This window comes from Microbacterium sp. P5_B6, from assembly GCF_056400345.1.
The window spans coordinates 34,608-58,132 of the sequence record NZ_JBFULL010000014.1 but is presented as its reverse complement, the minus strand read 5'-3'; the positions used below and the strand labels follow the sequence as shown (position 1 = coordinate 58,132).

The 23,525-nt window shown below is 68.4% G+C and carries 24 protein-coding genes and 1 pseudogene; 14 read left to right on the top strand and 11 right to left on the bottom strand.

Going from position 1 to position 23,525, the window contains the following annotated elements:
* Positions 1-41 precede the first annotated feature (41 nt).
* The 6 genes and pseudogenes from erpA (at position 42) to AC1DP3_RS15660 (ending at position 5,813) form a co-directional block, all read left to right on the top strand.
* On the top strand, positions 42-407 hold the full coding sequence (erpA, locus tag AC1DP3_RS15685) for an iron-sulfur cluster insertion protein ErpA (protein WP_477294867.1): 366 nt from the start codon (positions 42-44) through the stop codon (positions 405-407).
* A 177-nt stretch (positions 408-584) separates the two neighbouring features.
* Positions 585-1,487: an aa3-type cytochrome oxidase subunit II gene (ctaC, locus tag AC1DP3_RS15680; RefSeq protein ID WP_477294865.1), complete on the top strand. Its 903-nt coding sequence runs from the start codon at positions 585-587 to the stop codon at positions 1,485-1,487.
* Between the two features lie 2 nt (positions 1,488-1,489).
* Positions 1,490-3,253 (top strand): aa3-type cytochrome oxidase subunit I, encoded by a 1,764-nt coding sequence (gene ctaD, locus AC1DP3_RS15675; RefSeq protein WP_477294863.1) that lies wholly within the window; start codon positions 1,490-1,492, stop codon positions 3,251-3,253.
* A gap of 1 nt (position 3,254) precedes the next feature.
* Positions 3,255-3,689, top strand: a complete 435-nt coding sequence (locus tag AC1DP3_RS15670) for a cytochrome c oxidase subunit 4 (RefSeq protein WP_477294862.1) — start codon at positions 3,255-3,257, stop codon at positions 3,687-3,689.
* A 275-nt stretch (positions 3,690-3,964) separates the two neighbouring features.
* A pseudogene (locus AC1DP3_RS15665) lies at positions 3,965-5,158 on the top strand (IS30 family transposase).
* Between the two features lie 82 nt (positions 5,159-5,240).
* Positions 5,241-5,813 carry a YdeI/OmpD-associated family protein gene (locus tag AC1DP3_RS15660; protein ID WP_477294860.1) on the top strand — a complete coding sequence of 191 codons (573 nt, stop codon included), beginning with the start codon at positions 5,241-5,243 and terminating at the stop codon, positions 5,811-5,813.
* 30 nt (positions 5,814-5,843) lie between these two features.
* On the opposite strand, the gene AC1DP3_RS15655 is transcribed toward AC1DP3_RS15660, so the two are convergent.
* The 5 genes from AC1DP3_RS15655 to ctaE form a co-directional block, all read right to left on the bottom strand.
* Positions 5,844-6,263 carry a rhodanese-like domain-containing protein gene (locus AC1DP3_RS15655; RefSeq protein ID WP_477294858.1) on the bottom strand — a complete coding sequence of 140 codons (420 nt, stop codon included), beginning with the start codon at positions 6,261-6,263 and terminating at the stop codon, positions 5,844-5,846.
* Between the two features lie 165 nt (positions 6,264-6,428).
* Positions 6,429-8,252: a cytochrome bc1 complex cytochrome b subunit gene (gene qcrB / locus AC1DP3_RS15650; RefSeq protein ID WP_477294883.1), complete on the bottom strand. Its 1,824-nt coding sequence runs from the start codon at positions 8,250-8,252 to the stop codon at positions 6,429-6,431.
* 26 nt (positions 8,253-8,278) lie between these two features.
* Positions 8,279-9,337: a cytochrome bc1 complex Rieske iron-sulfur subunit gene (gene qcrA / locus AC1DP3_RS15645; protein ID WP_477294856.1), complete on the bottom strand. Its 1,059-nt coding sequence runs from the start codon at positions 9,335-9,337 to the stop codon at positions 8,279-8,281.
* Between the two features lie 34 nt (positions 9,338-9,371).
* The gene (gene qcrC / locus AC1DP3_RS15640; protein ID WP_477294854.1) at positions 9,372-10,172 is read right to left on the bottom strand and encodes a cytochrome bc1 complex diheme cytochrome c subunit; all 801 of its coding nucleotides are present in this window, start codon (positions 10,170-10,172) and stop codon (positions 9,372-9,374) included.
* 16 nt (positions 10,173-10,188) lie between these two features.
* On the bottom strand, positions 10,189-10,833 hold the full coding sequence (ctaE, locus tag AC1DP3_RS15635) for an aa3-type cytochrome oxidase subunit III (RefSeq protein WP_477294852.1): 645 nt from the start codon (positions 10,831-10,833) through the stop codon (positions 10,189-10,191).
* A gap of 169 nt (positions 10,834-11,002) precedes the next feature.
* On the opposite strand from ctaE, the gene trpD reads away from it, so the two are divergent.
* The 4 genes from trpD (at position 11,003) to AC1DP3_RS15615 (ending at position 14,322) form a co-directional block, all read left to right on the top strand.
* Positions 11,003-12,064, top strand: a complete 1,062-nt coding sequence (gene trpD, locus AC1DP3_RS15630; protein WP_477294850.1) for an anthranilate phosphoribosyltransferase — start codon at positions 11,003-11,005, stop codon at positions 12,062-12,064.
* A 102-nt stretch (positions 12,065-12,166) separates the two neighbouring features.
* Positions 12,167-12,652 carry an aromatic ring-opening dioxygenase LigA gene (locus AC1DP3_RS15625; protein ID WP_477294848.1) on the top strand — a complete coding sequence of 162 codons (486 nt, stop codon included), beginning with the start codon at positions 12,167-12,169 and terminating at the stop codon, positions 12,650-12,652.
* 56 nt (positions 12,653-12,708) lie between these two features.
* A complete protein-coding gene (locus tag AC1DP3_RS15620; RefSeq protein ID WP_477294881.1) occupies positions 12,709-13,704 on the top strand; it encodes a PHP domain-containing protein in 996 nt (331 codons plus the stop codon).
* 105 nt (positions 13,705-13,809) lie between these two features.
* Entirely contained in the window at positions 13,810-14,322 is a 513-nt protein-coding gene (locus AC1DP3_RS15615; RefSeq protein ID WP_477294847.1) for a ClbS/DfsB family four-helix bundle protein, read from the top strand.
* Positions 14,323-14,376: 54 nt separating this feature from the next.
* On the opposite strand, the gene AC1DP3_RS15610 is transcribed toward AC1DP3_RS15615, so the two are convergent.
* The 6 genes from AC1DP3_RS15610 to AC1DP3_RS15585 form a co-directional block, all read right to left on the bottom strand.
* Positions 14,377-14,673, bottom strand: coding sequence for an SHOCT domain-containing protein (locus tag AC1DP3_RS15610; RefSeq protein ID WP_477294845.1), 297 nt, complete (start codon positions 14,671-14,673; stop codon positions 14,377-14,379).
* 110 nt (positions 14,674-14,783) lie between these two features.
* The gene (locus tag AC1DP3_RS15605) at positions 14,784-15,449 is read right to left on the bottom strand and encodes a response regulator (protein WP_477294843.1); all 666 of its coding nucleotides are present in this window, start codon (positions 15,447-15,449) and stop codon (positions 14,784-14,786) included.
* Entirely contained in the window at positions 15,446-16,615 is a 1,170-nt protein-coding gene (locus AC1DP3_RS15600) for a sensor histidine kinase (RefSeq protein ID WP_477294841.1), read from the bottom strand. The genes AC1DP3_RS15605 and AC1DP3_RS15600 overlap by 4 nt, the downstream gene beginning before the upstream one ends.
* A 142-nt stretch (positions 16,616-16,757) precedes the next feature.
* Positions 16,758-17,690 carry a 5'-3' exonuclease gene (locus AC1DP3_RS15595; RefSeq protein ID WP_477294839.1) on the bottom strand — a complete coding sequence of 311 codons (933 nt, stop codon included), beginning with the start codon at positions 17,688-17,690 and terminating at the stop codon, positions 16,758-16,760.
* 78 nt (positions 17,691-17,768) lie between these two features.
* The gene (locus tag AC1DP3_RS15590) at positions 17,769-18,404 is read right to left on the bottom strand and encodes a hypothetical protein (RefSeq protein ID WP_477294837.1); all 636 of its coding nucleotides are present in this window, start codon (positions 18,402-18,404) and stop codon (positions 17,769-17,771) included.
* Positions 18,405-18,544: 140 nt separating this feature from the next.
* The gene (locus AC1DP3_RS15585; protein WP_477294835.1) at positions 18,545-19,090 is read right to left on the bottom strand and encodes a hypothetical protein; all 546 of its coding nucleotides are present in this window, start codon (positions 19,088-19,090) and stop codon (positions 18,545-18,547) included.
* A 175-nt stretch (positions 19,091-19,265) separates the two neighbouring features.
* Between AC1DP3_RS15585 and AC1DP3_RS15580 the strand changes: the two genes are divergently transcribed.
* From AC1DP3_RS15580 to AC1DP3_RS15565, 4 genes are read left to right on the top strand one after another with little or no spacing between them, the layout of a single operon-like run.
* Positions 19,266-20,171 (top strand): hypothetical protein, encoded by a 906-nt coding sequence (locus AC1DP3_RS15580; RefSeq protein ID WP_477294833.1) that lies wholly within the window; start codon positions 19,266-19,268, stop codon positions 20,169-20,171.
* Positions 20,168-21,394, top strand: a complete 1,227-nt coding sequence (locus AC1DP3_RS15575; RefSeq protein WP_477294831.1) for a cytidylyltransferase domain-containing protein — start codon at positions 20,168-20,170, stop codon at positions 21,392-21,394. The genes AC1DP3_RS15580 and AC1DP3_RS15575 overlap by 4 nt, the downstream gene beginning before the upstream one ends.
* Positions 21,391-22,263, top strand: coding sequence for an N-acetylneuraminate synthase family protein (locus tag AC1DP3_RS15570; protein WP_477294829.1), 873 nt, complete (start codon positions 21,391-21,393; stop codon positions 22,261-22,263). Before AC1DP3_RS15575 ends, AC1DP3_RS15570 begins: the two co-directional genes overlap by 4 nt.
* Complete coding sequence (locus AC1DP3_RS15565) at positions 22,260-23,525, top strand: DUF6716 putative glycosyltransferase (protein WP_477294827.1); 1,266 nt, start codon at positions 22,260-22,262, stop codon at positions 23,523-23,525. The genes AC1DP3_RS15570 and AC1DP3_RS15565 overlap by 4 nt, the downstream gene beginning before the upstream one ends.

The following is a 23,525-nucleotide window of genomic DNA, read 5'->3' as shown; positions in this document are numbered from 1 at the left end:
TCCGCTCCGTTCCTGAGCGTCCGCGACCCGCGAGGAGAGTCATGACCGACACCGCACTGTCTACCGACCAGACCGCGCGCGCCCACGGCGTGCTGCTCACCGACGCGGCCGCGGCCAAGGTGAAGAACCTGCTCGACCAGGAGGGCCGCGACGACCTGCGTCTGCGCGTCGCCGTCCAGCCCGGCGGCTGCAGCGGACTCATCTACCAGCTGTACTTCGACGAGCGGTATCTCGAGGGAGACAAGACGGTCGACTTCGACGGCGTCGAGGTCATCATCGACGACATGAGCGTCCCGTACCTCGACGGTGCGAGCATCGATTTCAAGGACACGATCTCGGAGCAGGGCTTCACGATCGACAACCCGAATGCGGCCGGCAGCTGCGCCTGCGGCGACAGCTTCCACTGATCTGAGCCGTACGCCCGAAACGCCCTGCTCGCCTAGTCGAACAGGGCGTTTCGGCGTTCCCGAACGGCCCTCGAACCGCCGATTTCCGGGGCGCCCTGACTGGGCGGTTGGCCTGAATCCGGTGAGAGGTTGCCCTAGACTGGCGAGAGTCCTGTTCGCGACCCGGAAAGGTGCACTGTGCCCTCGAAACGTCGTCTCCGGTGGGTCCTCGCACCCGTCGGGATCACAGCGGCAGTCGCACTCGCCGGCTGCACACCGACGGAGCTCCACGGGTTCCTTCCCGGCTTCACCGAGGACGGTCAAKCCGCCACGAACCACACCGACATGGTGGCCGGCCTGTGGGTGAACTCCTGGATCGTGCTGCTGGTCGTCGGCGTCATCACCTGGGGCCTCATGGGCTGGGCGGCGATCGCCTACCGCCGTCGCAAGGGCCAGTCCGGACTCCCGGTGCAGCTCCGCTACAACATGCCGATCGAGATCTTCTACACGATCGTGCCGCTCATCCTCGTCGTCGGGTTCTTCGCGTTCACGGCGCGCGACCAGACGATCCTCGAGACGCAGACCGATGACCCCGATGTGTCGATCGTCGCGATCGGCAAGCAGTGGGCATGGGACTTCCAGTACAACGGCGATGACGAGGACGGCTCGGATGCCGTCTGGTCCATGGGCGTCCAAGCGCAGCCGGCATCCGACGGAGATCGTGACGAAGCCGAGCTTCCGACGCTGTACCTCCCGGTCGACAAGACCGTGAAGATCGAGCTGCAGTCGCGCGATGTCATCCACTCGTTCTGGATCGTGGACTTCCTCTACAAGAAGGACATGTACATCGGCCGCGACAACTACTGGTCATTCACGCCGACCCGAGAGGGCACGTACGCCGGCAAGTGCGCCGAGCTGTGCGGCGAGTACCACTCGGCGATGCTCTTCAACGTCAAGGTCGTGAGCGATGACGAGTACGAGACCTACCTCGACTCGCTGCGCGACCTGGGCCAGACAGGCGACATCACAGACGAGTACGACCGTCTGACGAACCTGCCCGGCACCGGCGAGACGACCACCGATGAGGAACGGAACGACTGACCATGGCAACGACGCTTCCGCTCCAGGAGACGACTCCGAGCCGTCCCACCACGATGCCGCCTCGTCAGGCAGCTCTGCTCAGCGCCACGCGCGTCGAGCAGAAGGGCAACATCATCGTCAAGTGGATCACCTCCACTGACCACAAGACCATCGGGTACATGTACCTGATCGCCTCGGTGCTGTTCTTCATGCTGGGCGGAGTGATGGCGCTCATCATCCGTGCCGAGCTGTTCGAGCCCGGCATGCAGATCGTGCCCACGAAAGAGCAGTACAACCAGCTCTTCACCATGCACGGCACGATCATGCTGCTCATGTTCGCGACGCCGCTCTTCGCCGGGTTCGCCAACGCCATCCTCCCGCTGCAGATCGGCGCGCCCGACGTCGCGTTCCCGCGACTGAACGCCTTCGCGTTCTGGCTGTTCCTGTTCGGCTCGACCATCGCGGTCGCCGGCTTCCTCACCCCGCAGGGTGCTGCGGCGTTCGGATGGTTCGCCTATCAGCCGCTCGCGAACGCGAGCTTCTCGCCGGGCGTCGGCGGCAACCTCTGGATGCTCGGCCTGGGCATGAGCGGTTTCGGCACGATCCTCGGCGCCGTGAACTTCATCACCACGATCATCACCATGCGCGCACCCGGCATGACGATGTGGCGCATGCCGATCTTCTCGTGGAACACGCTGATCACCAGCATCCTGGTCCTGATGGCGTTCCCCGTGCTCGCCGCTGCGATCCTCGCCGCTGCGGCAGACCGCGTGCTCGGAGCGCACATCTACGACCCGGCGAACGGGGGAGTCCTGCTCTGGCAGCACCTCTTCTGGTTCTTCGGGCACCCCGAGGTGTACATCATCGCGCTGCCGTTCTTCGGCATMGTGTCGGAGATCTTCCCGGTCTTCAGCCGCAAGCCGATCTTCGGCTACAAGACGCTCGTCTACGCCACCATCTCCATCGCGGCGCTGTCCGTCGCTGTCTGGGCGCACCACATGTACGTGACGGGCGCGGTGCTGCTGCCGTTCTTCGCGCTGATGACGATGCTCATCGCGGTGCCGACGGGCGTGAAGATCTTCAACTGGATCGGGACCCTCTGGCGAGGGTCGGTGACGTTCGAGACGCCCATGGTCTTCGCACTCGGGTTCCTCGTGTCGTTCGTCTTCGGTGGTCTCACCGGCGTGATCCTCGCGTCGCCCCCGCTCGACTTCCACCTTTCGGACTCGTACTTCGTGGTCGCGCACTTCCACTACGTGGTGTTCGGCACCGTGGTGTTCGCGATGTTCGCCGGGTTCTACTTCTGGTGGCCGAAGTGGACGGGACGGATGCTGAACGAGCGTCTGGGCTACATCCACTTCTGGATGCTGTTCATCGGCTTCCACATGACCTTCCTCATCCAGCACTGGCTGGGTGTCGACGGCATGGCCCGCCGCTATGCGGACTATTCCGAGGCGGACGGCTGGACCTGGCAGAACCAGGTGTCGACGGTCGGCGCGATCCTGCTCGGCGCGTCGATGATCCCGTTCCTGTTCAACGTCTGGCTCACCGCGCGCAAGGCGCCGCGTGTCACCGTCAACGACCCGTGGGGCTACGGGGCGTCGCTCGAGTGGGCGACGTCCTGCCCCCCGCCCCGTCACAACTTCACGTCGATCCCGCGCATCCGCAGCGAGCGGCCCGCGTTCGACCTGAACCACCCTGAGGCGGGCATCCCGGTCGGCGTCGGCCCGGCGAAGGACGCTCCCGATGCTCCGGTTGTCGACACCGCCGCAGGAGAGGTGAAGTAGCGTGAAGACCAATGTCCGCCTGTGGTGGATCCTCGCGATCTTCTTCGGCCTCGTAGCGGTCGTCTACACGATCTGGAGCAGCCTGGCCCACCCGAACGTCCCTTTCGTGCAGGCCACGGAGTGGGTCGGCTCCGTCGCTCTGCTCTTCACCGCTCTGATGGCCGTGCTCATCGCGTTCTACATGGGGCGCGTGCACAACGCGCAGCGCGGTGAGCTCCCTGAAGACACCCTGACGGCCGACATCGACGATGGCGACCCTGAACTCGGCGAGTTCAGCCCGTGGTCCTGGTGGCCCATCGTCCTCGCGTTCTCGGCCGCGCTGGGCATCCTGGGACTCGCCGTAGGGACATGGCTCATGCCCATCGGCATCGGCGTGTTCCTCGTCGCGATCGTCGGCTGGGTCTTCGAGTACTACCGCGGCCACTTCGCCCGCTGAAGCAGCGAAGCGCAGAAGAGCCCCGACCGCCAGGCCGGTTCTAGCGATCCCCGCAACACCCTGAGTTTCAGGGGGTTGCGGGGATCGTGGTTTGTGAGGGGTTGAAGGCTGGGTTCTTCGAAGCGCTGGAGCGCGGGGATGGCAACATCTCGGGCGCGGCGCGCGCGGTCGGGGTGAACCCGGCTACGGCATACGGGTGGGCTCGGAAGGCGGGGATCCGCGGTCATGGGAAGACCGGGACGGGTGGTCATCCCGGACGCGCTGAGTACGACAGGTTGCGTGCATCGGGGGCGAGGTGGCGGGACGCCGCAGCGCGGGTCGGGATCAACGAGCGGACAGCCCGGGACTGGGACAAGGGGATCCGGAAGGTCGGCAACGCGCGCCTGCACCCGGACGGACGCCGGGTGGATTACAACACCGGTGTGACCACCATTGTCGATGGGACGCAGCAGCCGCCGATGAGGGCGTTGGAAGCGGAGTTGCATCCGCGGTTCCTGACGTTGGCCGAGCGAGAGCAAATCGCCGATCTGCACCGGCAGCGTATGTCGCTGCGTGAGATCGGTAGACAGCTGGGCCGGCCCGCGTCGACGATCAAGCGGGAACTGGATCACCGGTCCCGCGGCGGTTCCTACCGCCCCTATGCCGCGCAACGATCCTGGGCGAGGAGCCGCACCCGACCCAAGACCAGCAAACTCGCCGTCGACGGTCCGCTACGCGGATACGTCGCCGAAAAGCTCACGGTGCGGTGGTCGCCCGAGCAGATCTGCCACGCTCTGGTCAAGGACTTTCCCGACGATGAGAACATGCGAGTGAGCGCCGAAACGATCTACCAGGCCATCTACGTCCAAGCCCGTGGCGGCTTGCGCCGCGAGATCGCTACGGCGCTGCGTACCGGACGCACCCGCCGCAAGCCGCAGAAGCAGGCCCACCAGCGCACCGCGCGGTTCACCGATCCGATGGTGATGATCTCCGATAGGCCACCCGAGGTCGAGGACCGTGCCGTGCCCGGGCATTGGGAGGGTGACCTGATCGTCGGCACCGGGTCACAGTCGGCGATCGTGACCCTGGTCGAACGCACCACCCGATACGTCATGCTCGGGCACCTCCCCGCCGGTCACACCGCGGAAGAGGTCCGTGACGTCCTCGTCCCGCTGATCGGGACCCTCCCCGAGCATCTGCGCGGCTCGTTGACGTGAGACCAAGGCAGCGAGATGGCCGCGCACAAGCAGTTCACGATCGCCACCGACGTGCCCGTCTACTTCTGCGACCCGCACTCACCGTGGCAGCGCGGGTCGAACGAGAACACCAACGGGCTGCTCCGCCAGTACTTCCCGAAGGGCACAGACCTCTCCGTCTACGGACTCGAAGACCTCGAGCACGTCGCCCAGGAACTCAACGGCCGACCACGCAAAACGCTCGGCTGGGATACCCCAGCCGAGCGTCTGCGTGATCTACTGACAACCACATAGCCATCAGGTGTTGCGAGGACCCCTAGAATCCGCCCCAGGTCGGGGCTCTTCTCTTTGCCGTGGCAGCGGATATCCTCCCGTCATGGCCGATCGAGCGAGTAAGCCCGTCCTTCACGTCGACACGGTCGCGGAGTGGGAAGCCTGGCTCGAGTCGGATCCTGACCCGACCGGGATCCTGCTGCGACTCCGGAAGAAGTCGTCGAGCCGGCCGGGGATCACCTACGCGGAGGCGCTCGATGCGGCACTGTGCTTCGGCTGGATCGACGGGCAGTCGCAAGCCCTCGATGCCGACTACTTCCTCCAGACCTTCACGCCCCGGCGGGCGCGGAGCATCTGGTCGAAGGTCAACATCGGCCACGTCGCGCGACTGATCGAGGAAGGTCGCATGCGGCCCCGAGGACAGCAGGAGATCGACCGTGCGAAGGCCGACGGGCGATGGGACAGCGCCTATCGGCAAAGCGACGGAGAGATCCCGGTCGAGCTGCAGGAAGCGCTGAACGCCGACCCCGCCATCGCCGAGGCGTTCGCGGCGCAGACTGCGCAGAACCGGTTCGCGATGGCGTTCCGCGTCGCCAACCTCAAGCGCCCGGCTTCACGCGCCGCTCGCGTTGCACAGTACGTCGAGATGCTGAAACGAGGCGAGACGATTCACTGACGACCGCTGGGGCCTGCTGGACCGTGGGGCCTACCGGTCCGCCGGTACGCGCACGACCATGACCTGCGCATCGAAGACCCGGGGGAGAGGGCCCTCGTCGTTCTCGGTCGGCTGGCCCTCGCGGACCCAGTACTCGTACCCGCCGATCATCTCGCGGACCGAGTAGCCGAGCTTCGCGAACTCGACTGCGCCCTTCGCCCCGGCGTTGCACCCGGGACTCCAGCAATAGACCACGACAGGCACAGCGGGATCGAGCTCGGCCGCGGCACGCTCCGCGATCTCGCGGTAGGGCATGTGCACGGCGCCTGTGATGTGCCCCTGCGCCCAGGCATCGTCGCCGCGCACGTCGACGACGATCACGCCTTCGCCGGCCTTCTGAGCGGCGTACACGTCCGACGCGTCGGTCTCGTGGCGGAGCTTGGCGGAGAAGTACTCGAGCGCATCTGTCATACCTCCACGCTAGGCCCGCTGCCGCCGGACGTCAGCACCGCTGAGGGCCACAGAGCGGCGCATTCCTGCCGATCCCGTATGCCGAGGCACAGACGAAGGATGCCCCCGCAGCACCCGGTGAAGGGCGGCGCGAGGGCATCCTGGCAGTGACTGCTCCGGTGAGGGCTACTTCGTGTCCTTCGCCGGGCGGCCGGGTTGGGAACCGTCGCCATCGGGGATGATCACGTTCGAGGGGCGGTTCGCCGTCTCACCGTGCCGTCCGTCGTCGATCGGGATGTGCGGGGCGTCCGGAACGCCGGCGCGCTCGTGGGCTCCCTGGATCTCGGCGTGCTCTTCATCGGCGATGTGATCCAGCGTGTGGTGCTGGTGTGCACTCGCCTCGTCGAGTTCCGCCTGGGTCACCGGAGTGAGACGGTCCTCGAAGAACCAGCGGGAGATGGAAGCGCGCAGGTTCTCGTGCCACGGGATACGCCCACGCGAGTTCGGCCGCACGACGAGGGGCTCATACGCGTCGTACTCGACGAGCTTCCAGCGGTCGAACTCGTCGACGGGCTGGTGGACCTCGATGTACTCGCCGCCGGGGAGCCGAACGATGCGTCCCGACTCGTAGCCGTGGAGGAGGATCTCGCGGTCCTTCTTCTGAAGGGCGAGGCACATCCGCTTGGCCACGAAGTAGGCGAGGATCGGCCCGAGGATCAGCAGCGCCTGGAGCGTGTGGATCACGCCTTCCATCGTCAGCTTGAAGTGCGTCGCGATGATGTCGGACGACGCTGCGGCCCACATGACCGCGTACATCGTGACGCCGGCTGCACCGATCGCGGTGCGCGTCGCGGCGTTCCGAGGACGCTGTGCGATGTGGTGCTCGCGCTTGTCGCCCGTGACCCACGCCTCGATGAACGGGTAGATCAGCACCAGGACGATGAACAGGCCGATCACGCCGAGCGGGACCAGGATGTTGAACGACCACGTGTGGTTGAGGAAGACGATCTCCCAGCCCGGCGGGATGAGGCGCAGCATCCCGTCGGCGAAGCCGATGTACCAGTCAGGCTGGGTGCCGGCCGACACGGGGGAGGGGTCGTACGGCCCGTAGTTCCAGATCGGGTTGATCGTGAACAGCGAGGCGATCAGCACGATGACGCCGAAGGTCAGGAAGAGGAACCCGCCCATCTTCGTCATGTAGATCGGCATCATCGGGTAGCCCACCACGTTGCTGTTCGTGCGAGCGGGGCCCGCGAACTGCGTGTGCTTGTTGATCACCATCAGCATGAGGTGCAGCACGAGCAGTCCGACGAGGATCGCCGGCAGCAGCAGGATGTGGAGCGTGTAGAGGCGACCGACGATCTGATCGCCCGGGAACTCGCCGCCGAAGAGCAGGAACGACGTCCACGTGCCGATGAGGGGGATGCCCTTCACCATTCCGTCGATGATGCGCAGGCCGTTGCCCGAGAGCAGGTCGTCGGGCAGTGAGTAGCCGGTGAAGCCTTCGCCCATCGCCAGGATGAACAGGATGAAGCCGATCACCCAGTTGAGCTCGCGCGGCTTGCGGAAGGCGCCGGTGAAGAAGATGCGCAGCATGTGGACGCCGATGCCCGCCACGAACACGAGCGCAGCCCAGTGGTGGATCTGCCGCACCAGCAGGCCGCCGCGGATGTCGAACGACAGCCGCAGGGTCGAGTCCAGCGCGGCCGACATCTCGACGCCCCGCATGGGCAGGTACGCGCCCGTGTAGTGCGTCGGCACCATGGATGCCTGGAAGAAGAACGTCAGGAACGTGCCCGAGAGGAGGACGACGACGAACGCCCACAGCGCGATCTCGCCGAGCATGAAGGACCAGTGGTCTGGGAAGATCTTGCGTCCGAGCTCCTTGACGAAGCCGGAGAGGCTCGTGCGCTCGTCGATGTAGTTCGCCGTCGCTCCGATGAAGCGTCCGCCGAGCGGCTTGTCACGGGTCGACACAGGTGCGTCCGTGACGGCAGGCTCGAGCGTCACGTTCTCAGTGGGGTGAGTCGTGGTACTCAATGGCGCTCCCAGAAGCTCGGGCCGACGGGTTCGGTGAAGTCGCTCTGCGCGACCAGGTATCCCTCGTCGTCGACGGCGATCGGCAGCTGCGGCAGCGGGCGGGCCGCCGGGCCGAAGATGACCGCAGCACTGCGTGACACGTCGAACTGCGACTGGTGGCAGGGGCAGAGCAGGTGGTGGGTCTGCTGCTCGTAGAGGGCCACGGGGCAGCCGACGTGCGTGCAGACCTTGGAGTAGGCGACGATCCCGTCGTACGTCCACTCGAGCTTGTTGTGCTCAGGAGGAAGGTCTTCGGGAAGGAGGCGCATGAGCAGGACGATGGCCTTGGCCTTCTGCTCGAGGTAGCCCTCGGAGTGCCCGAGGGACGCGAGGTCTTCGGGGATGACGTGGAACGCCGACCCGAGGGTGACCTCCGCCGCACGGATGGGAGTGCCTTCAGGGTCGCGGGCGAGGCGCGTCCCCTCCTTCCACATGGTGTGGCTGAGGAGTTCGACAGGGTCCTCGTCCTGCGGCGCGAGTCCGCGGAAGAGCGTGAGCCCCGGAAGGATGGATGCTGCGACCGCGGCGATCATCGAGTTGCGGATCATGGTCCGTCGTCCGAAGCCGGACTCCTCGTTCGCCGCCTCGAAGGCCTGGATGGCGGCGGTGCGGGTGGAGTCGCGGCCGCGCGTGGCATGCCGCGGCTCGATGAACTCCTTGTCGGACATGATCGCCTTCGACCAGTGGATCGCTCCCAGGCCGATGGCGAGGAGCGCCAGGGCGATGCCGAGGCCGATGAAGAGGTTGTTGTCGCGGATCGAGACGAGCGAGCCGTCTTCGATCGGGAACAGCATGTAGGCCGCGATCGCCCAGATGCTGGCCGCGACGGACAGGTAGAAGAGCGTGTAGGTCGTGCGGACCGCGCGCTTCATGGCGTCGGGGTCCTTGTCGGTCATCCGCTCGCGATGCGGCGGAAGCTCCGGGGTCTGCACCCTGTCGGGGACCGCGACTGCGAGCCCGGCGGAGGGCTTCCACGAAGCCCTCTCGTGCTCGAGCGGGTCTTCCTCGTGTGCCATGCTGCTCCTCTTGATGCTTCTGGTCAGTATCGGGTCAGTTGGACTTCGCTGTGATCCACACGGTGATCGCGATCAGCGTGCCGATTCCGAAGATCCAGATGAACAGGCCCTCCGAGACCGGGCCGAGCGAGCCGAGGGTGAAGCCACCCGGCGAGACGGCCTCCTGCTGGAAGAGCAGTGCCGAGATGATGTCGCGCTTGTCTTCGGTCGTCAGGTTCATGTTGCTGAAGACGGGCATGTTCTGGGGCCCCGTGACCATGGCGGCGTACATGTGCAGCGCGCTCGTCTTGTCGAGGGCGGGTGCGTACTTGCCCTCGGTGAGGGCACCGCCTGCGCCTGCCACGTTGTGGCACATGGCGCAGTTGATGCGGAAGAGCTCCGCACCGCGTGCCACGTCGCCTTCGCCGTCCAGGGTCTCGTCAGACGGATAGCTGGGTCCCGGGGCGACGTCCTGAACGTAGGAGGCGATCGCCCGGATCTGGTCCTCGGTGAACTGCACCGGCTTCTGCGGAGCCTGCGGAGCCTGAGCCTGAAGCGGCATGCGACCCGTCGAGACCTGGAACTCGACGGCGAGCTCGCCCACTCCGTAGAGGGACGGGCCTGCCTCGGTGCCCTGCAGGTTCATGCCGTGGCAGGTGGCGCAGTTCGCCTGGAAGAGCTTCTTGCCATCCTCGGCGGTGAGCGCGGACTTCACCTGGGTCTCGCCGGTTGCCGCCATTGCGGCAGAGGCGCCCGCGTAGGCGCCTCCGGTGAGAAGCAGGCCGATGCCGATGAGGGCTGCGGCAGCCCACGGGCTTCGGCGTCCGTGGGCGCGGGGCTTGGTCTCTCGTGCCATGTCGGGGATTCCGCTCCTATTTCAGGAAGTAGATGACGAGGAACAGTGCGATCCACACGACATCGACGAAGTGCCAGTAGTACGAGACGACGATCGAGGTCGTCATCTCCTTGCGTCCGAAGTTCTTGACGGCGTACGCGCGGCCGATCACCAGGAGGAAGGCGAGCAGACCACCGGTCACGTGCAGAGCGTGGAAGCCCGTCGTGAGGTAGAACGCCGACGCGTAGGAATCCGAGGAGATCGGCATCCCCTCGGCGACCAGCTGGGAGTACTCCCACACCTGACCGGAGACGAAGACCGCGCCCATGAAGAATGTGAGGTAGAACCACTCGACCATGCCCCAGCCCCGGAAATTCCAGATGCTGCCCTTGCGGTACGGCTGGAAGCGCTCAGCGGCGAACACGCCCATCTGGCAGGTCACCGAGGAGAGCACGAGGATGATCGTGTTCACCGTCGCATAGGGGATGTTCAGCAGCTGGGTGCGCTCCGCCCACAGTTCGGGGGAAGTGCTCCGCAGGGTGAAGTAGATCGCGAACAGGCCCGCGAAGAACATCACCTCACTGCCGAGCCACACGATGGTTCCGACGGCGACCGGATCCGGCCGCTTGACGGACCGCATGGCCTGAGAGTAGGTCGCTGGCGTGGTCGTCACGCTGTCCATTATGGCTGACTTCGGGGCGTGAGATTCGCAAGGATGGGGATCAATCGCGTCGATCGAAGCTTGGGCCTCCCTAAAAGCGCGCTGTGAGTACGGCCTGAGATTGGAGCGGCGGGATGGCGGGACTGCGCGCCCCCGGGGCGGCCCCGGCGCCGGGCTAGGCTTCTGCGTTATGGCGGAGCTCTACAACTGGCCCGGGATCCTCACATCCCTCCTGGATGACCGCGATCTGAGCGTGTCGGAATCCACCTGGGCGATGCGCCGGATCATGGCGGGAGAGGCGACGCCGTCGCAGCTGGGCGGCTTCCTGATCGCCCTCCGCGCGAAGGGCGAGACGGTCGACGAGATCGTCGGCTTCCGCGATGCCATCCTCGAGGCCGCGCTGCCCCTCGCGGTCGACGCGGCGGTCCTCGACATCGTCGGCACCGGGGGCGACCGGTTCGGCACGGTGAACATCTCGACGATGTCGGCGATCGTGGCCGCGGCATACGGAATCCCCGTCGTCAAGCACGGGAACAGGGCGGCCAGCTCGGCCTCGGGCGCCAGCGACGTGCTCAGCTCGCTCGGCATCGACCTCACCCTCACTCCGGATGCGGTCGCCGAGGTGCTCGACCGCGCGGGCATCACCTTCGCCTTCGCGGCCGCCTTCCACCCTGGCTTCCGCCATGCCGGGCCCACCCGGTCCGAGCTCGGCGTGCCGACCGTGTTCAACTTCCTCGGCCCGCTGTGCAACCCGGCCCGCGCCGAGGCGAACGCCGTGGGTGTCGCGCACCTCGATCGCGTGCCCCTCATCACGGGCGTCTTCCAGACCCGTGGCGCGACGGCGCTCGTCTTCCGCGGTGACGATGGACTGGACGAACTGACCACGACCGGGCACAGCCGCCTGTGGGAGGTCAGCCGAGGCGACATCCACGAGCACGATCTGGACCCGCGGGACCTCGGCATCCCGCTCGCGGAGATCGACGATCTGCTCGGCGGCGATCCCGCGCACAATGCTGCGGTGGTGCGTCGCGTCCTCGCCGGCGACCAGGGGGCGGTGCGCGACATCGTGCTGCTGAATGCGGCCGCCGGCATCGTCTCGTACCGGCTTTTCCGGGATGCCGCGCAGGTCCAGCGCCCGATCCTCGAGCGCCTCGCCGAGGCGCGCGACGACGCGGCTGCCGCCATCGACGACGGCCGCGCCGCCGCCAAGCTCGACGAGTGGGTCGAGGTCACCCGGTCGTTCTCCGCCTGAACGGGCTGGAAACCTTCGGCGTGGGGTCTTTCGCCCGATCGCCTGCCCTCGCTAGCGTGTGGACCAATAGCACTGCACTCGCCACCTGCAGAGGAGCCCAGCATGACCGACGAGACATCCACCGCCGACACCATCGAGACGCCCACCAAGAAGCTGGGGCTCGTCAAAGCCGCCGGCATCTTCGGCATCGTCGTGGGCGCCCTGTTCATCATCGTGGGGATCGTCGCCTGGATCCTGGTGACGAACCAGCTCACGGCGGAGAACATCACGATCCCCGATGACGCTGCGGCCTTCCAAKGCCAGCAGGTCACCGGACCCCTCACCGCGTACGTCCAGGCCGACATCATCAACCACCACGCGCTCGAGGCCTCGGGCGGCAAGACCTACGCCGAGCTCGACCAGGACGACCCGGTTCGGGCGACCGTCATGCAGGCCTCGTTCCTGCGTGCGTCGCTGTTCACGTCGGTCGTCGCCTACGGCGTCTCGCTCTTCGCCGCGGGTGTCGGCGTCGTGCTGATCGCCTTCGGGTGGGCCATCCACCGCCTCGCGAACACGCCGGTGGTCGTCAGAAGGTCCGCCGTCGCTTGACATCGCGTGACGGCGCGGATCCCGGGGGAGACCCCTCGGGAGCCGCGCCGTTCGTCATCCATCCGCACGACGCGCTCGTCGAGATCGCGACGCTTCTCGAGCGCGAGCGCTCATCCCGCTACAAGTCCAAGGCGTTCCGCGCAGCGGCGGACGCGATCGCGGGCCTGAGCGACGAGCAGCTGCGAGATGCCGCATCCCTCCGCCGCCGCAAGGGCATCGGCGATTCGACCTTCGCCGTCATCCAGGAGGCGCTGGCCGGCAGCATCCCGCCGTATCTGGCCGACCTCCGGCAGCGCGCGGGAGTCGAGGTGGCATCGACGCTTCGGCCTGCCCTGCGCGGCGATCTCCACAGTCACAGCGACTGGTCGGACGGACTCACCTCGATCTCGCTGATGGCAGCCGCGGGCCGCGCTCTGGGCCACGAGTACCTCGCCCTCACCGACCACTCGCCGAGGCTGCGAGTGGCCAACGGGCTGTCGCCTGAGCGGCTGCGTGCCCAGCGCGACCTCGTGGCGGCCGAGAGCGCCCCCGGGTTCACACTTCTCTGGGGGATCGAGGTGGACATCCTCGACGACGGGGCACTCGACCAGGAGCCGGACCTCCTCGACGAGCTCGACATCGTCGTCGCCTCAGCGCACTCGAAGCTGCGGATGGAGCGAGCGCCGATGACGCGCAGACTGGTCGAAGCCGTCTCCAATCGCCGGGTGGACGTGCTCGGACACGTCACCGGGCGCCTGGTCGAGGGATCGCGGGGCACGCGACCGCAATCGACATTCGACGCGCAGGCCGTGTTCGAGGCGTGCGCCGCGACGGGCGTCGCGGTCGAGATCAACTCGCGACCCGAGCGACAGGATCCTCCCGACGACCTCCTCCAGCTCGCGCTGCAGCTGGGCTGCCTCTTCTCCATCGATTCGGACGCGCACGCGCCCGGTCAGCTGTCGCTGATCGATCACGGCGCGGAGCGGGCCGAGCGCCTCGGTGTGCCTCCGGAGCGCATCGTCACGACCTGGTCGCTCGAGCGGCTTCGGGAGTGGACGCGGCGCGAGCGCTGACCCGGATGCGATCTCCCGCGACCGGCGGACGGGCGTTATCGTGATGACCGGGGACCCGGTGGCCGAGCGCCGGAGAGGTCCGCGCGGGCAGAAGGGCAGGCGGAGATGGCGACGGAGCAGCGCGATGCCCTGAGCAGGCGGAACGCCGAGGAATACGCGCAGCTGAAGTCGGCTGTCGCACGACTGCGAGCCGACGGCCGGATCGACGATCCCTTCGCGGGCGAGTCGCGCGACCGCTGCGTCCGCGATGTCCTCGCACACCTGCTCGCCTGGCAGCTGCTGCTCGAGGGCTGGTACGAGGACGGCATGATCGGCGGCTCACCGGCGCTCCCCGCCGATGGCTACACGTGGCGTCAGCTCGACGCCCTCAACGTCGTGCTGCGCGATCGATGGCAGGATGCGGCGCTCGACGAGGTCGAGCGCCGACTGGATGGTTCGCACGACGGCCTGCAGAGGCTCATCGCGGCGCACTCCGACGAGGAGCTGTTCGACGGCCGGACGTACTCCTGGACTCGGGGATCGAAGCTCGGCGAGTTCTGCCTGGAATGCGGAGGCAATCACTACGCGTGGGCCCGCACGACGATCGCCGCGGGGCTCCCCGAAGAGGGCCGTCCATAGAACCGACGGGTGACGGCGTGAGGGCCTGACCGCAGAGCCAGGCCCTCGCCCGCGTCAGTCCACGGCGTTCGCGCGCAGCACCTCGAGACGAGCGCGGTACTCGACCTCGTCGATGTCGCCCTGAGCGTAGCGCTCGGCGAGCGTCGCCTCTGCCTGCCGGGATGGGTTCAGCCGTCCGTGGGGGCCGTACCCGTTCTCTGCGGCTGACCGACGCCAGCGCCGGCCGAAGAACCCGAAGATCAGGACGAACACGAGGATCCAGAAGAAGGGGATGAGCAGGAACCACCAGCCGAAGGCCCAGGGGCCGGCGAAGTGGGTGGCCACCGTGGCGGCGGCGAGTGATGCGGACATGGGAGACCTCTCGAACGGGCGGCGGGATGCCGGTGATCCGAGTCAAGTCCCGACGGTCACTCGGCGAATCCGACCCCGGGAGTGACCTCGACTGCTCCGCGGGGAGTACCTCAATCGGTCTGCCAGCCGGCGCGGACCAGGCCGTGCTCGTACGCGAGGACGACGAGCTGCACCCGATCGCGGGCGTGCAGCTTCTGCATGGCGCGCGAGACGTGCGTCTTCGCCGTCAGCGGCGAGATGAACAGCCGGGCAGCGATCTCCTCGTTCGTGAGTCCCCGTCCGACGAGCGCGACGATCTCCGTCTCGCGCTCGGTGAGGGAGGCGAGGGTGGACGGCGGAGCATCGCGCAGTCCTTCCGCCGCTCTTTCGAGGAGCCGTCGGGTCACACCCGGGGAGAGGAGCGCGTCGCCGGCTGCCACCACGCGGACGGCCCGGATCAGATCGACCGGCTCGGTGTCCTTGACGAGGAACCCGCTCGCGCCGGCCCTGATCGCGCGAGCGACGTACTCATCGAGCTCGAAAGTGGTGACGATGACCACACGCACGCCGGCGAGGGCCGGGTCGACTGCGATCTGCTCGGTGGTCCAGAGTCCGTCTCCGTCCGGCATCCGGATGTCGAGCAGGGCGACGTCCACCGGCTGCGCGCGGATCGCGCGCAGGAGCTCGTGGCCACCGGACGCCTCGGCGACCACCTCGATGTCGGGTTCCGACTCGAGGAGGGCGCGGAATCCGGCGCGCACCAGGTGATGGTCGTCGGCGATCGCGACGCGGATCATGCCGGGCCCTCCCACGGAAGCTTTGCGGTGACGACGGTCCCCTCGCGCCGGCCTGCCTGGACGCGTACGGATCCGTCCAGGAGCGCTGCCCGTTCGCGCATGCCCCGGATGCCGCCTCCCTCGAGCGTGTCGGCATCCGGTCCCGTACCGTCGTCGATCACCTGGACCACCAGCTCGTCGCCGGCCCGCTCGAGGGTCACGATCGCGGTCGAGGCGGCGGAGTGGCGGACCACGTTGGTCAGGGCCTCCTGGACGATCCGGTAGGCCGTGGTCTGCACGGCTCCGGAAGGCGCCTCGGCGCCGAGCCGATCTTCGATCGTCACAACGAGCCCGAGTCCGCTGCGCTGAGCGGCGAGACGGGGGAGGTCGGAGAGCTGCGGCTGCGGTGTGAGCGGAGCAGTCTGCGTCGCGCCCTGGTCATCGCCGCGGAGGAAGGAGAGGACGCCCCGCACCTCGTCGAGACCGGTCGCGCTGAGGCCCCGGATGTTGGCGAGGGCTTCACGAGCGCGCTCCGGCTCGCGGTCGAAGAGGTGCAGCCCCATGCCGGACTGGACGGAGATCTGGCTGAGGGAGTGGGCGAGAACATCGTGCAGCTCCCGCGCGATGCGGGTGCGCTCGTCCTGCTCGAGCGTGCGCCGGCGCTCGAGAAGCTGCGCGCGTCGCTCGGCGCCGTGACGGAGCCTGCCGCGGATGCCTTCTCCGAGCATGAAGAACAGCGCGAGGGCGAGCGTCGAGAGTGCGACGCGGAACGGGTGCCACCCGGGGCCGAGCAGTCCGCTCGCCGACACGGCGACGAGCCAACCCACGCCGACGGAGGCGAGGGCCCACACGCGCGCACCGCGCACGACCGCGCCGATGATGGCGAAGGCCAGCGCGACGAACGTGGGGCCGGCGTCGGGTGGGACGAAGAGGTCGATCGCGGTCAGGGCGGTGACGACCGCGACGGTCGGCCCCGGCCACCGGCGGGCGCCCAGGAGCGAGAGCGCCGTAGCGACCGCGAGTGCGATGCTGATCGACGCGGACGATGCCGGGATGTGCTGCCCCACCGAGATCGCGATCGTCGCCGGCACCTGGGCGAGAAGCGAGATCACGACCGGCGCCCAGAGCGTCACGCCAGGCGGCGGTCGGAAGCGCGGCCAGTCGTCGTCCCCTGCGGCAGCCGGCATGGCCTCGATGCTACGCCCGGCGGGTTCGGCGGTCGTCGCTCGGGGGGAGTGGCGGGTCGTACTCCCCGGGGAGTATGCCGGCGCCCGGCGAGCGGGCTGTCCTGCCCCGGCGGTCGTTCGCGGGTCAGTTGTCGTGTGCTGCTCAGGCGGGATCGACGGTGTCGAGCACGTCCACGATCCGAGTCATCGCGGTGCCGAGTGCCCAGCGCTCGGCGAAGGCCGCGGCATCCTGTCTCGCAGCGTCGTCGAGCGGGCGCAGCCGAGAGTCGACGGCGGGGAGGTCGAGATCCTTGACGACGGCGACGACGGTCGGCGCGACCTCGAGATAGGGGAGTGCCGCGGTGATCTTCGCGGCGACGCCCGCCGTCATGCCCTCGCGTGCCTCGGCAGCCGCGATGATGCGGTCGAGGTCGCCATGGGCGGTGAGCAGCGTGGCAGCGGATTTCTCGCCGATCCCGGCGACGCCGGGGAGTCCGTCTGAGGAGTCGCCGCGAAGCGTTGCGAAGGCCGCGTACTGATCGGGCCGGACGCCGTACTTGGTGATCACGAAGTCATCGGTGACGAGGTCGAGATTGCTCATGCCGCGGGCCGTGTAGATCACGCGCACCTCACGGGAGTCGTCGACGAGCTGGAAGAGATCYCGGTCGCCGGTGACGATGTCGACCGGGACGGTGGCGGTCGTCGCCAGCGTTCCGATGACATCGTCCGCCTCATGCTCGGCTGCGCCGACGATCGTGATGCCCACCTTCTCGAGCGCCTCGCGGATGAGAGGAACCTGGATCTCGAGCGGGTCGGGGATCACCTCGACGTCGGGGCCGACCTCGATCACTTCGGCGACTCGGTGGGTCTTGTACGACGGGATGAGGTCGACGCGCCACTGCGGCCGCCAGTCGTCGTCCCAGCAGGCGACGAGGTGCGTCGGTCGGTAGAGCGTCACCAGCTTCGTGATGATGTCGAGGAATCCGCGGACGGCGTTGACCGGGGTCCCGTCCGGCGCCCGTACCGTGTCGGGCACGCCGTAGAAGGCGCGGAAGTAGAGGGATGCCGAGTCGAGCAGCATGAGGCGGTCGGTCACGGGAGTCATCCTGTCACGGGGGAACGACGAGGCGTGGCAGAGCGGTGGTCCGAGGAAGCACCGGGCAGACCCGCGACGTCAGCAGCCGGGACCGGACAGGTCTTCCGTGCAGGTGCGGTCGACGAGCGCCGTGCGCACTTCGACGACCCGGACCTCGTACCCGGTCGCGGAGGCCGAGACGACGCCGGGAACGGTGCGCCACCCTCCGCCGAAGTCGACCGAGGGGATGTACTGCACCGTGACGCTCACGGGGTAGGCGCCCCGCGCACGGTAGGTATGACTCGTCGATGTGGGGGTGAACTGCGCCTGGCCGAGCTGCTCCCAGCTCGAGCCGCCCGTGCGGGTGCGCGACGTCGTGCCGTCGCCGTAGTCGAAGACATAGGCCGCCGGCACGAAACGCACGGTGACGGCCCACCCGAGGATCGTGCCGGCGATCTGCTGCTCGGATGCCGCTGCCACCACGTTGGCGGGCATGCCCACGACCCCGAATCCCTGAGGCTGGCCGCTGAGGGTCGGGGCCGCCGGCCGGAAGGAGGCGAGATCGGCGAGGGTGACCTCCGGGGGCATCGCGACCTCGTAGTTGCCGCGGCAGAAGGGCGGGGCGTCGCACTCCGCCGTCGGCACGGGCGCCGGTATCGCGTCGGTTCGCGGGCGGTCTGCGCGGGGAGCGGTCCCGGTGTCTTGGGCGTGATCGTGCGTGCCTGGGATCGTCATGGAGGCGCCGACGTCGACTTGCGAGCCGTTGTTGGACACGTTGCAGTTGCCTGACCAGCCCGCGGAATCACATTTGTCCGCCAACGCGGCAATTGGGGTCCCGACTGCGAGAGCCAGCCCCAATGCAATGCCAATCGGGATTAGGCGCTGCACTCGGGCGCACCTTCTCGTCCATCGATATCCGAGATGAGGAGACCAGTCGGCGAATCGGGAACGGAGGTAAGTACTACGGCCATGGCTTGAACGTCGCGCCGATCGGGGGCGACCACAGATTCGCCATCTGCATCCACCAGAGTCACTCCGGACACGTCGAGGCATGTGGCGAGATGGATCACGTTGGACGAGTCCCCCGAATGTGGCTCCATGAGTTGGATAGCCGTCGGACCTGCGACCACCCAGCCGTCCGCATGCATCTGGCTGAACGACTCGCGAGCGCCCGCATTCGCCTCCCCGGTCGTCCAGGCATACACGTCCTCGAACGTCTCGGGATCGCTCAGATCGACCTGGTTCAGCGCGTCGACGTACTGGCGATACGTCTCCTCCGCGGCGGCGAACGCCTCGTCCTCACTCGTGAACAGCGAAGTGGGCCCGGGCTCGGGCTCGGGCTCGGGCTGGGCGAAGCATCCGGTCACCACTCCAGTCACCAGCGCGAGAACGAGCGCGGCCGGAGCAAGGCGAGAGAACACGCGACAACCGTAATCGCAACCCGCGGTCCGGCCGCCGCGCTTATCCACAGCGGGCTCCCGGGGAGGAGGCCAACGTTCACCAGTGCGTCGTCTGCACGACCTCGCACGTAGGGCAGCCGTCCATCCCCGGCCAGGACCGTGGGAGCCTGCGGCCGAATGCGCCGCCGGGAGGAACATGAGTCGCGACGCAGTCCTGGCGTGGGTGGAGTCTCCGCTCCAGCTCGTGGGCGCCGCCGAGTGGGCGTCCGCACACGAGCGCACCGTTCCGGTGGCGGGACGCCTCACCGCCCAGATGGGCGAGACCGCAGACGAGCTCATCGCCCGCGGAGCGCGGTTCGGCGAGTGCGAGCCTTATCTCGGCATCCCGTTCACGCTGCTCTCGAAACATGACCACTGGCTCGTCGGCGACGGGCTCTCGGGACAGTTCCGGATGGCCGTGAGCGTCCTGCGGCCGAAGTCGCTGACCTTCCTCGACGACGGCGCGAACACGCTGGCGTTCGCGGCGGCGCTCGCCGGATCGGGCCCCTACGCGCGCCCAGGCGTTCACGAGGGACGACTCACCACCCTCCTCGCCCCGCTCGCCCTCGAACGGATCCACCGCCGTGCCCGCCACGGACGTGTCACCTTCTTCACCGCGTTCGGCATCCCCGAGCGCGAGCGGCTCACCGAGTACGGGATCGAGGTCGAGCCGCACAGCTTCCCCTGGACGCGGGCGACCGCGCCGCCGACGGAGATCGGCCCCCGCGTCATCATGGGAAGCGCGCGACCCGTTGACGGGCGCATGGAGCTCGCGGCATTCCTCGCCTGGGTCACCGCGGTCGCAGCGGGCGGGCCTGCCACCTACCTGCCGCATCGCCGCGAGACGCCGGGGCAGCTCGAGGCGGTGCGCGGCATCCCGAACGTCACGATCTCGCCCGCGCGACTGCCGGCCGAGCTCGCGCTCGCAGGCGCGCACGGGCCGCTCGAGATCTTCACGCTGCCCTCGAGCACCGCGACCACCCTGCCGCTCGTGCTGGAAGGCACCGGATCGGTCATTCGCACGAAGGCGGCCCGCACGCGAACACGGGGAGTCGCCTCATGAGCGAGGTCGTGGCGATCATCCCCGCGCGCGGGGGATCGAAGGGCGTGCCGCACAAGAACCTTCGCCGGGTCGGCGGCGTGCCGCTCGTCGCCCGCGCGATCGCGGCTGCTCGCCGCAGCGGAGCCGTCGACCGGATCGTCGTGACGACCGACGACCGTGAGATCGCAGCGGTCGCGCGGGAATGGGGAGCCGACGTCGTCGAGCGTCCCGCAGCGATCTCCGGCGACACGGCGACCTCTGAGAGTGCTCTGCTGCACGCACTGGACGACCTCGCGGGGCGCGGCATCGACGTCGGCCTGGTCGCGTTCCTGCAGGCGACGTCGCCCTTCATCGACTCGTCGGCGCTTGCCGCGGCGGTGCGCGGGGTGCGCGAAGGCCGCTTCGACAGCGCGTTCTCCGCCACCGAGACATACGGCTTCACGTGGAGCCGGGATGCCGATTCCCACGCGGTCGCGGTCGGGCATGACGCCTCCCACCGCCCGCGGCGGCAGGACCGCCGGCCCCATCACCTCGAGACCGGTGCCTTCTACATCTTCGGCGCCGCCGCCTTCCGTGCGGCAGGTCACCGCTTCTTCGGGCGCATCGGCATCATCGACGTGCCCGAGCACACGGCGCTAGAGATCGACACGGCTGCCGAGCTCGAGCGCGCCCGCGCGCTGGCGCACCTCGTCGACCTGCCCGAGGCGCTCGACGTCGACGCCGTCGTGACGGACTTCGACGGCGTCCACACCGATGACTCGGTCTACGTCGACGAAGACGGCCACGAGTTCGTGCGGGTCAGCAGGTCGGACGGCATGGGCGTCGCTCTGCTGCGAGGGCGCGGCATCCCGTTCCTGATCCTTTCGACCGAGACGAATCCCGTTGTCGGCGCCCGAGCGCGCAAGCTGCGCGTCGAGGTGCTGCAGGGCGTCGACGACAAGGCTTCGGCCCTCATCGCATGGGCGGATGCCGCGGGCATCCCGCTGGCACGTGTGGCGTACCTCGGCAACGACGTCAACGACCTCGCCTGTCTCGAGCTCGTCGGCTGGCCCGTCGCCGTCCCGGACGCGCACCCTCTCGTGCTCGCCGCCGCCCGCGTCGTCCTGGACAGGCCGGGCGGCGCCGGAGCGGTACGGGCCCTCGCCGACCGAGTGCTCGCCGCGCGCGCGACCCAGACCAACAGCGGCGACACCACAACGACCACGCAACACCCACAGACCCCCGACCAGAGGAGCGCACGGTGACCGTCACCATCGGAACCCGCGTCATCGGAGGCGGACGCCCCGCCTATGTCATCGCCGAGATCGGCCTGAACCACAACGGCGACGTGGAGCTCGCCAAGCAGCTCATCGACGTCGCCGCGGATGCCGGCGCCGACGCCGTGAAGTTCCAGAAGCGCACGCCCGAGATCGCGACCCCGGAGCACATGCGGGACGTCCCTCGTGAGACGCCCTGGGGCACGATGACCTACCTCGACTACCGACGCCGGGTCGAGTTCGGCCGCGACGAGTACATCGAGATCTCGGACCACGCGCTGCTCCGGGGACTGGAGTGGTTCGCGTCGCCGTGGGACGTGCCGAGCGTCGCCTTCCTCGAAGACCTCGGCGCGGTCGCGCACAAGGTCGCCTCCGCGTCGCTGACCGACATCGAGCTGCTCCAGGCGCTCCGCGACACGGGTAAGCCGATCATCCTGTCGACCGGAATGTCGACCATCGAGCAGATCGACCGAGCGATCGACGTGCTCGGCACCGACCGGCTGGTGCTCATGCACGCGACCTCGACCTATCCCATGGAGCCCGAGGAGGCGAATCTTCGCGTCATCCCGGCGCTCCGCGATCGGTACCCCGGCGTGGCCATCGGGTATTCGGGCCACGAGCGCGGTCTGCAGATCTCGCTGGCCGCCGTGGCTCTCGGAGCCGTCGCGGTGGAGCGTCACATCACCCTGGACCGCACGATGTGGGGCTCGGACCACGCGGCGTCGCTCGAGCCGGCCGGTCTGCAGCACCTCATCCGCGACATCCGCGTCATCGAAGCGGCCCTCGGCGACGGCGTGAAGCGCGTGTTCCCCGGGGAGTACGCGCCGATGGCGAAGCTGCGTCGCGTCACGGTGTGAGGCCGTCCGACGTGGGGCCGCGGATCGTCGCGATCGCCGACACCGACTCGTACGTCAAGTGGGCCGCCGCCCTGCTGGGCAGGCTCGGCGGTGGATGGGATGCGGAGCTCCTCGTATTGGAGACCCCCGTCGTCGTGAGCCCGTCGCAGGAGCGAGCGGCCGTCGCGGGCAGTGCGCTCGGGCGCGTCTCGCGCATCGGGTACGAGGCGCTGGCCGACCGGCTCGCGGCACTGCGTCCGGACGTCGTCCTCCTCGCCGCACGGGGACCGCTCGTGCGGGTGCTCGCCCGGCTCGTCGCGGGTCTCTCGCCGCGCCCGGTGATCGTGTCGGGCCTGCCCGGCATCTCGATCCCGGCGACGAAGAAGGCCCTCGTCTACCGAGCGCAGTGCGACCTGTTCGTGCTGCATTCCCGCCGCGAGGTGCGGGAGTTCGCGGCCCTTGCGCGACTGCGCGGCGAAGTGCAGAGGTTCGCGCTCACGCGTCTTCCGTTCGCCGACATGCGACCGGATGCCTCGCCCGGCCCGCACGCGACCGATCTCGTGTTCGCGGCGCAGGCGATCGTCCCGCGCGAGCGCGAGGATCGCCTCCGGGTCGCCCGACTGCTCGTGCGTGCCGCGGAGGCCGATCCGTCGCGCCGGGTGGTCGTGAAGCTCCGCGCCGCGAGTGGGGAGCACCAGACGCATGACGAAGCGGACGCCCTGCCCGACCTGCTCGCGTCGCTCGGTTCGCTTCCTCCCAATCTGGTCACCTCCACCGGCCCCATGGCGAAGGCGCTCGACAACGCCCAGGGACTCGTGACGGTCAGTTCGACCGCAGCGATCGAGGCGGTGGCGCGCGGCATCCCGGTGATCGCCCTCGATGTCTTCGGCGTCGCGGACGAGCTCATCAACCCGGTCTTCCGGGGCAGCGGACTCTTCGGCACCGAGGAGGATGTGATCGCGCGCCGGCTGCGGCATCCGTCGTCATCGTGGCTGCATGACAACTACTTCCACGATCCCGTCGACGACGATCTGGCGATGCTGCTCGAGGAGCTCGTGCTGCGGCGGCGCGAGTCGCGGCTGCGGCCCAAGGCGCCGCTCGCCCGACCCGGTGGGCGGCTCCGCCAGGCGTGGGAGCGCAAGCTCGTGCTGGGGCGGCTGGATCGCACGCCGAGCGGCTTCGTCGCGCTGGCTGTCGGGATGCCGGTGCGGGCAGTCGTGCGCCTCGGCCAGCGCCTGCGGCGCCGCGTGATGGGCGGGGCGGAGCAGACGCTCGCCGCCTGA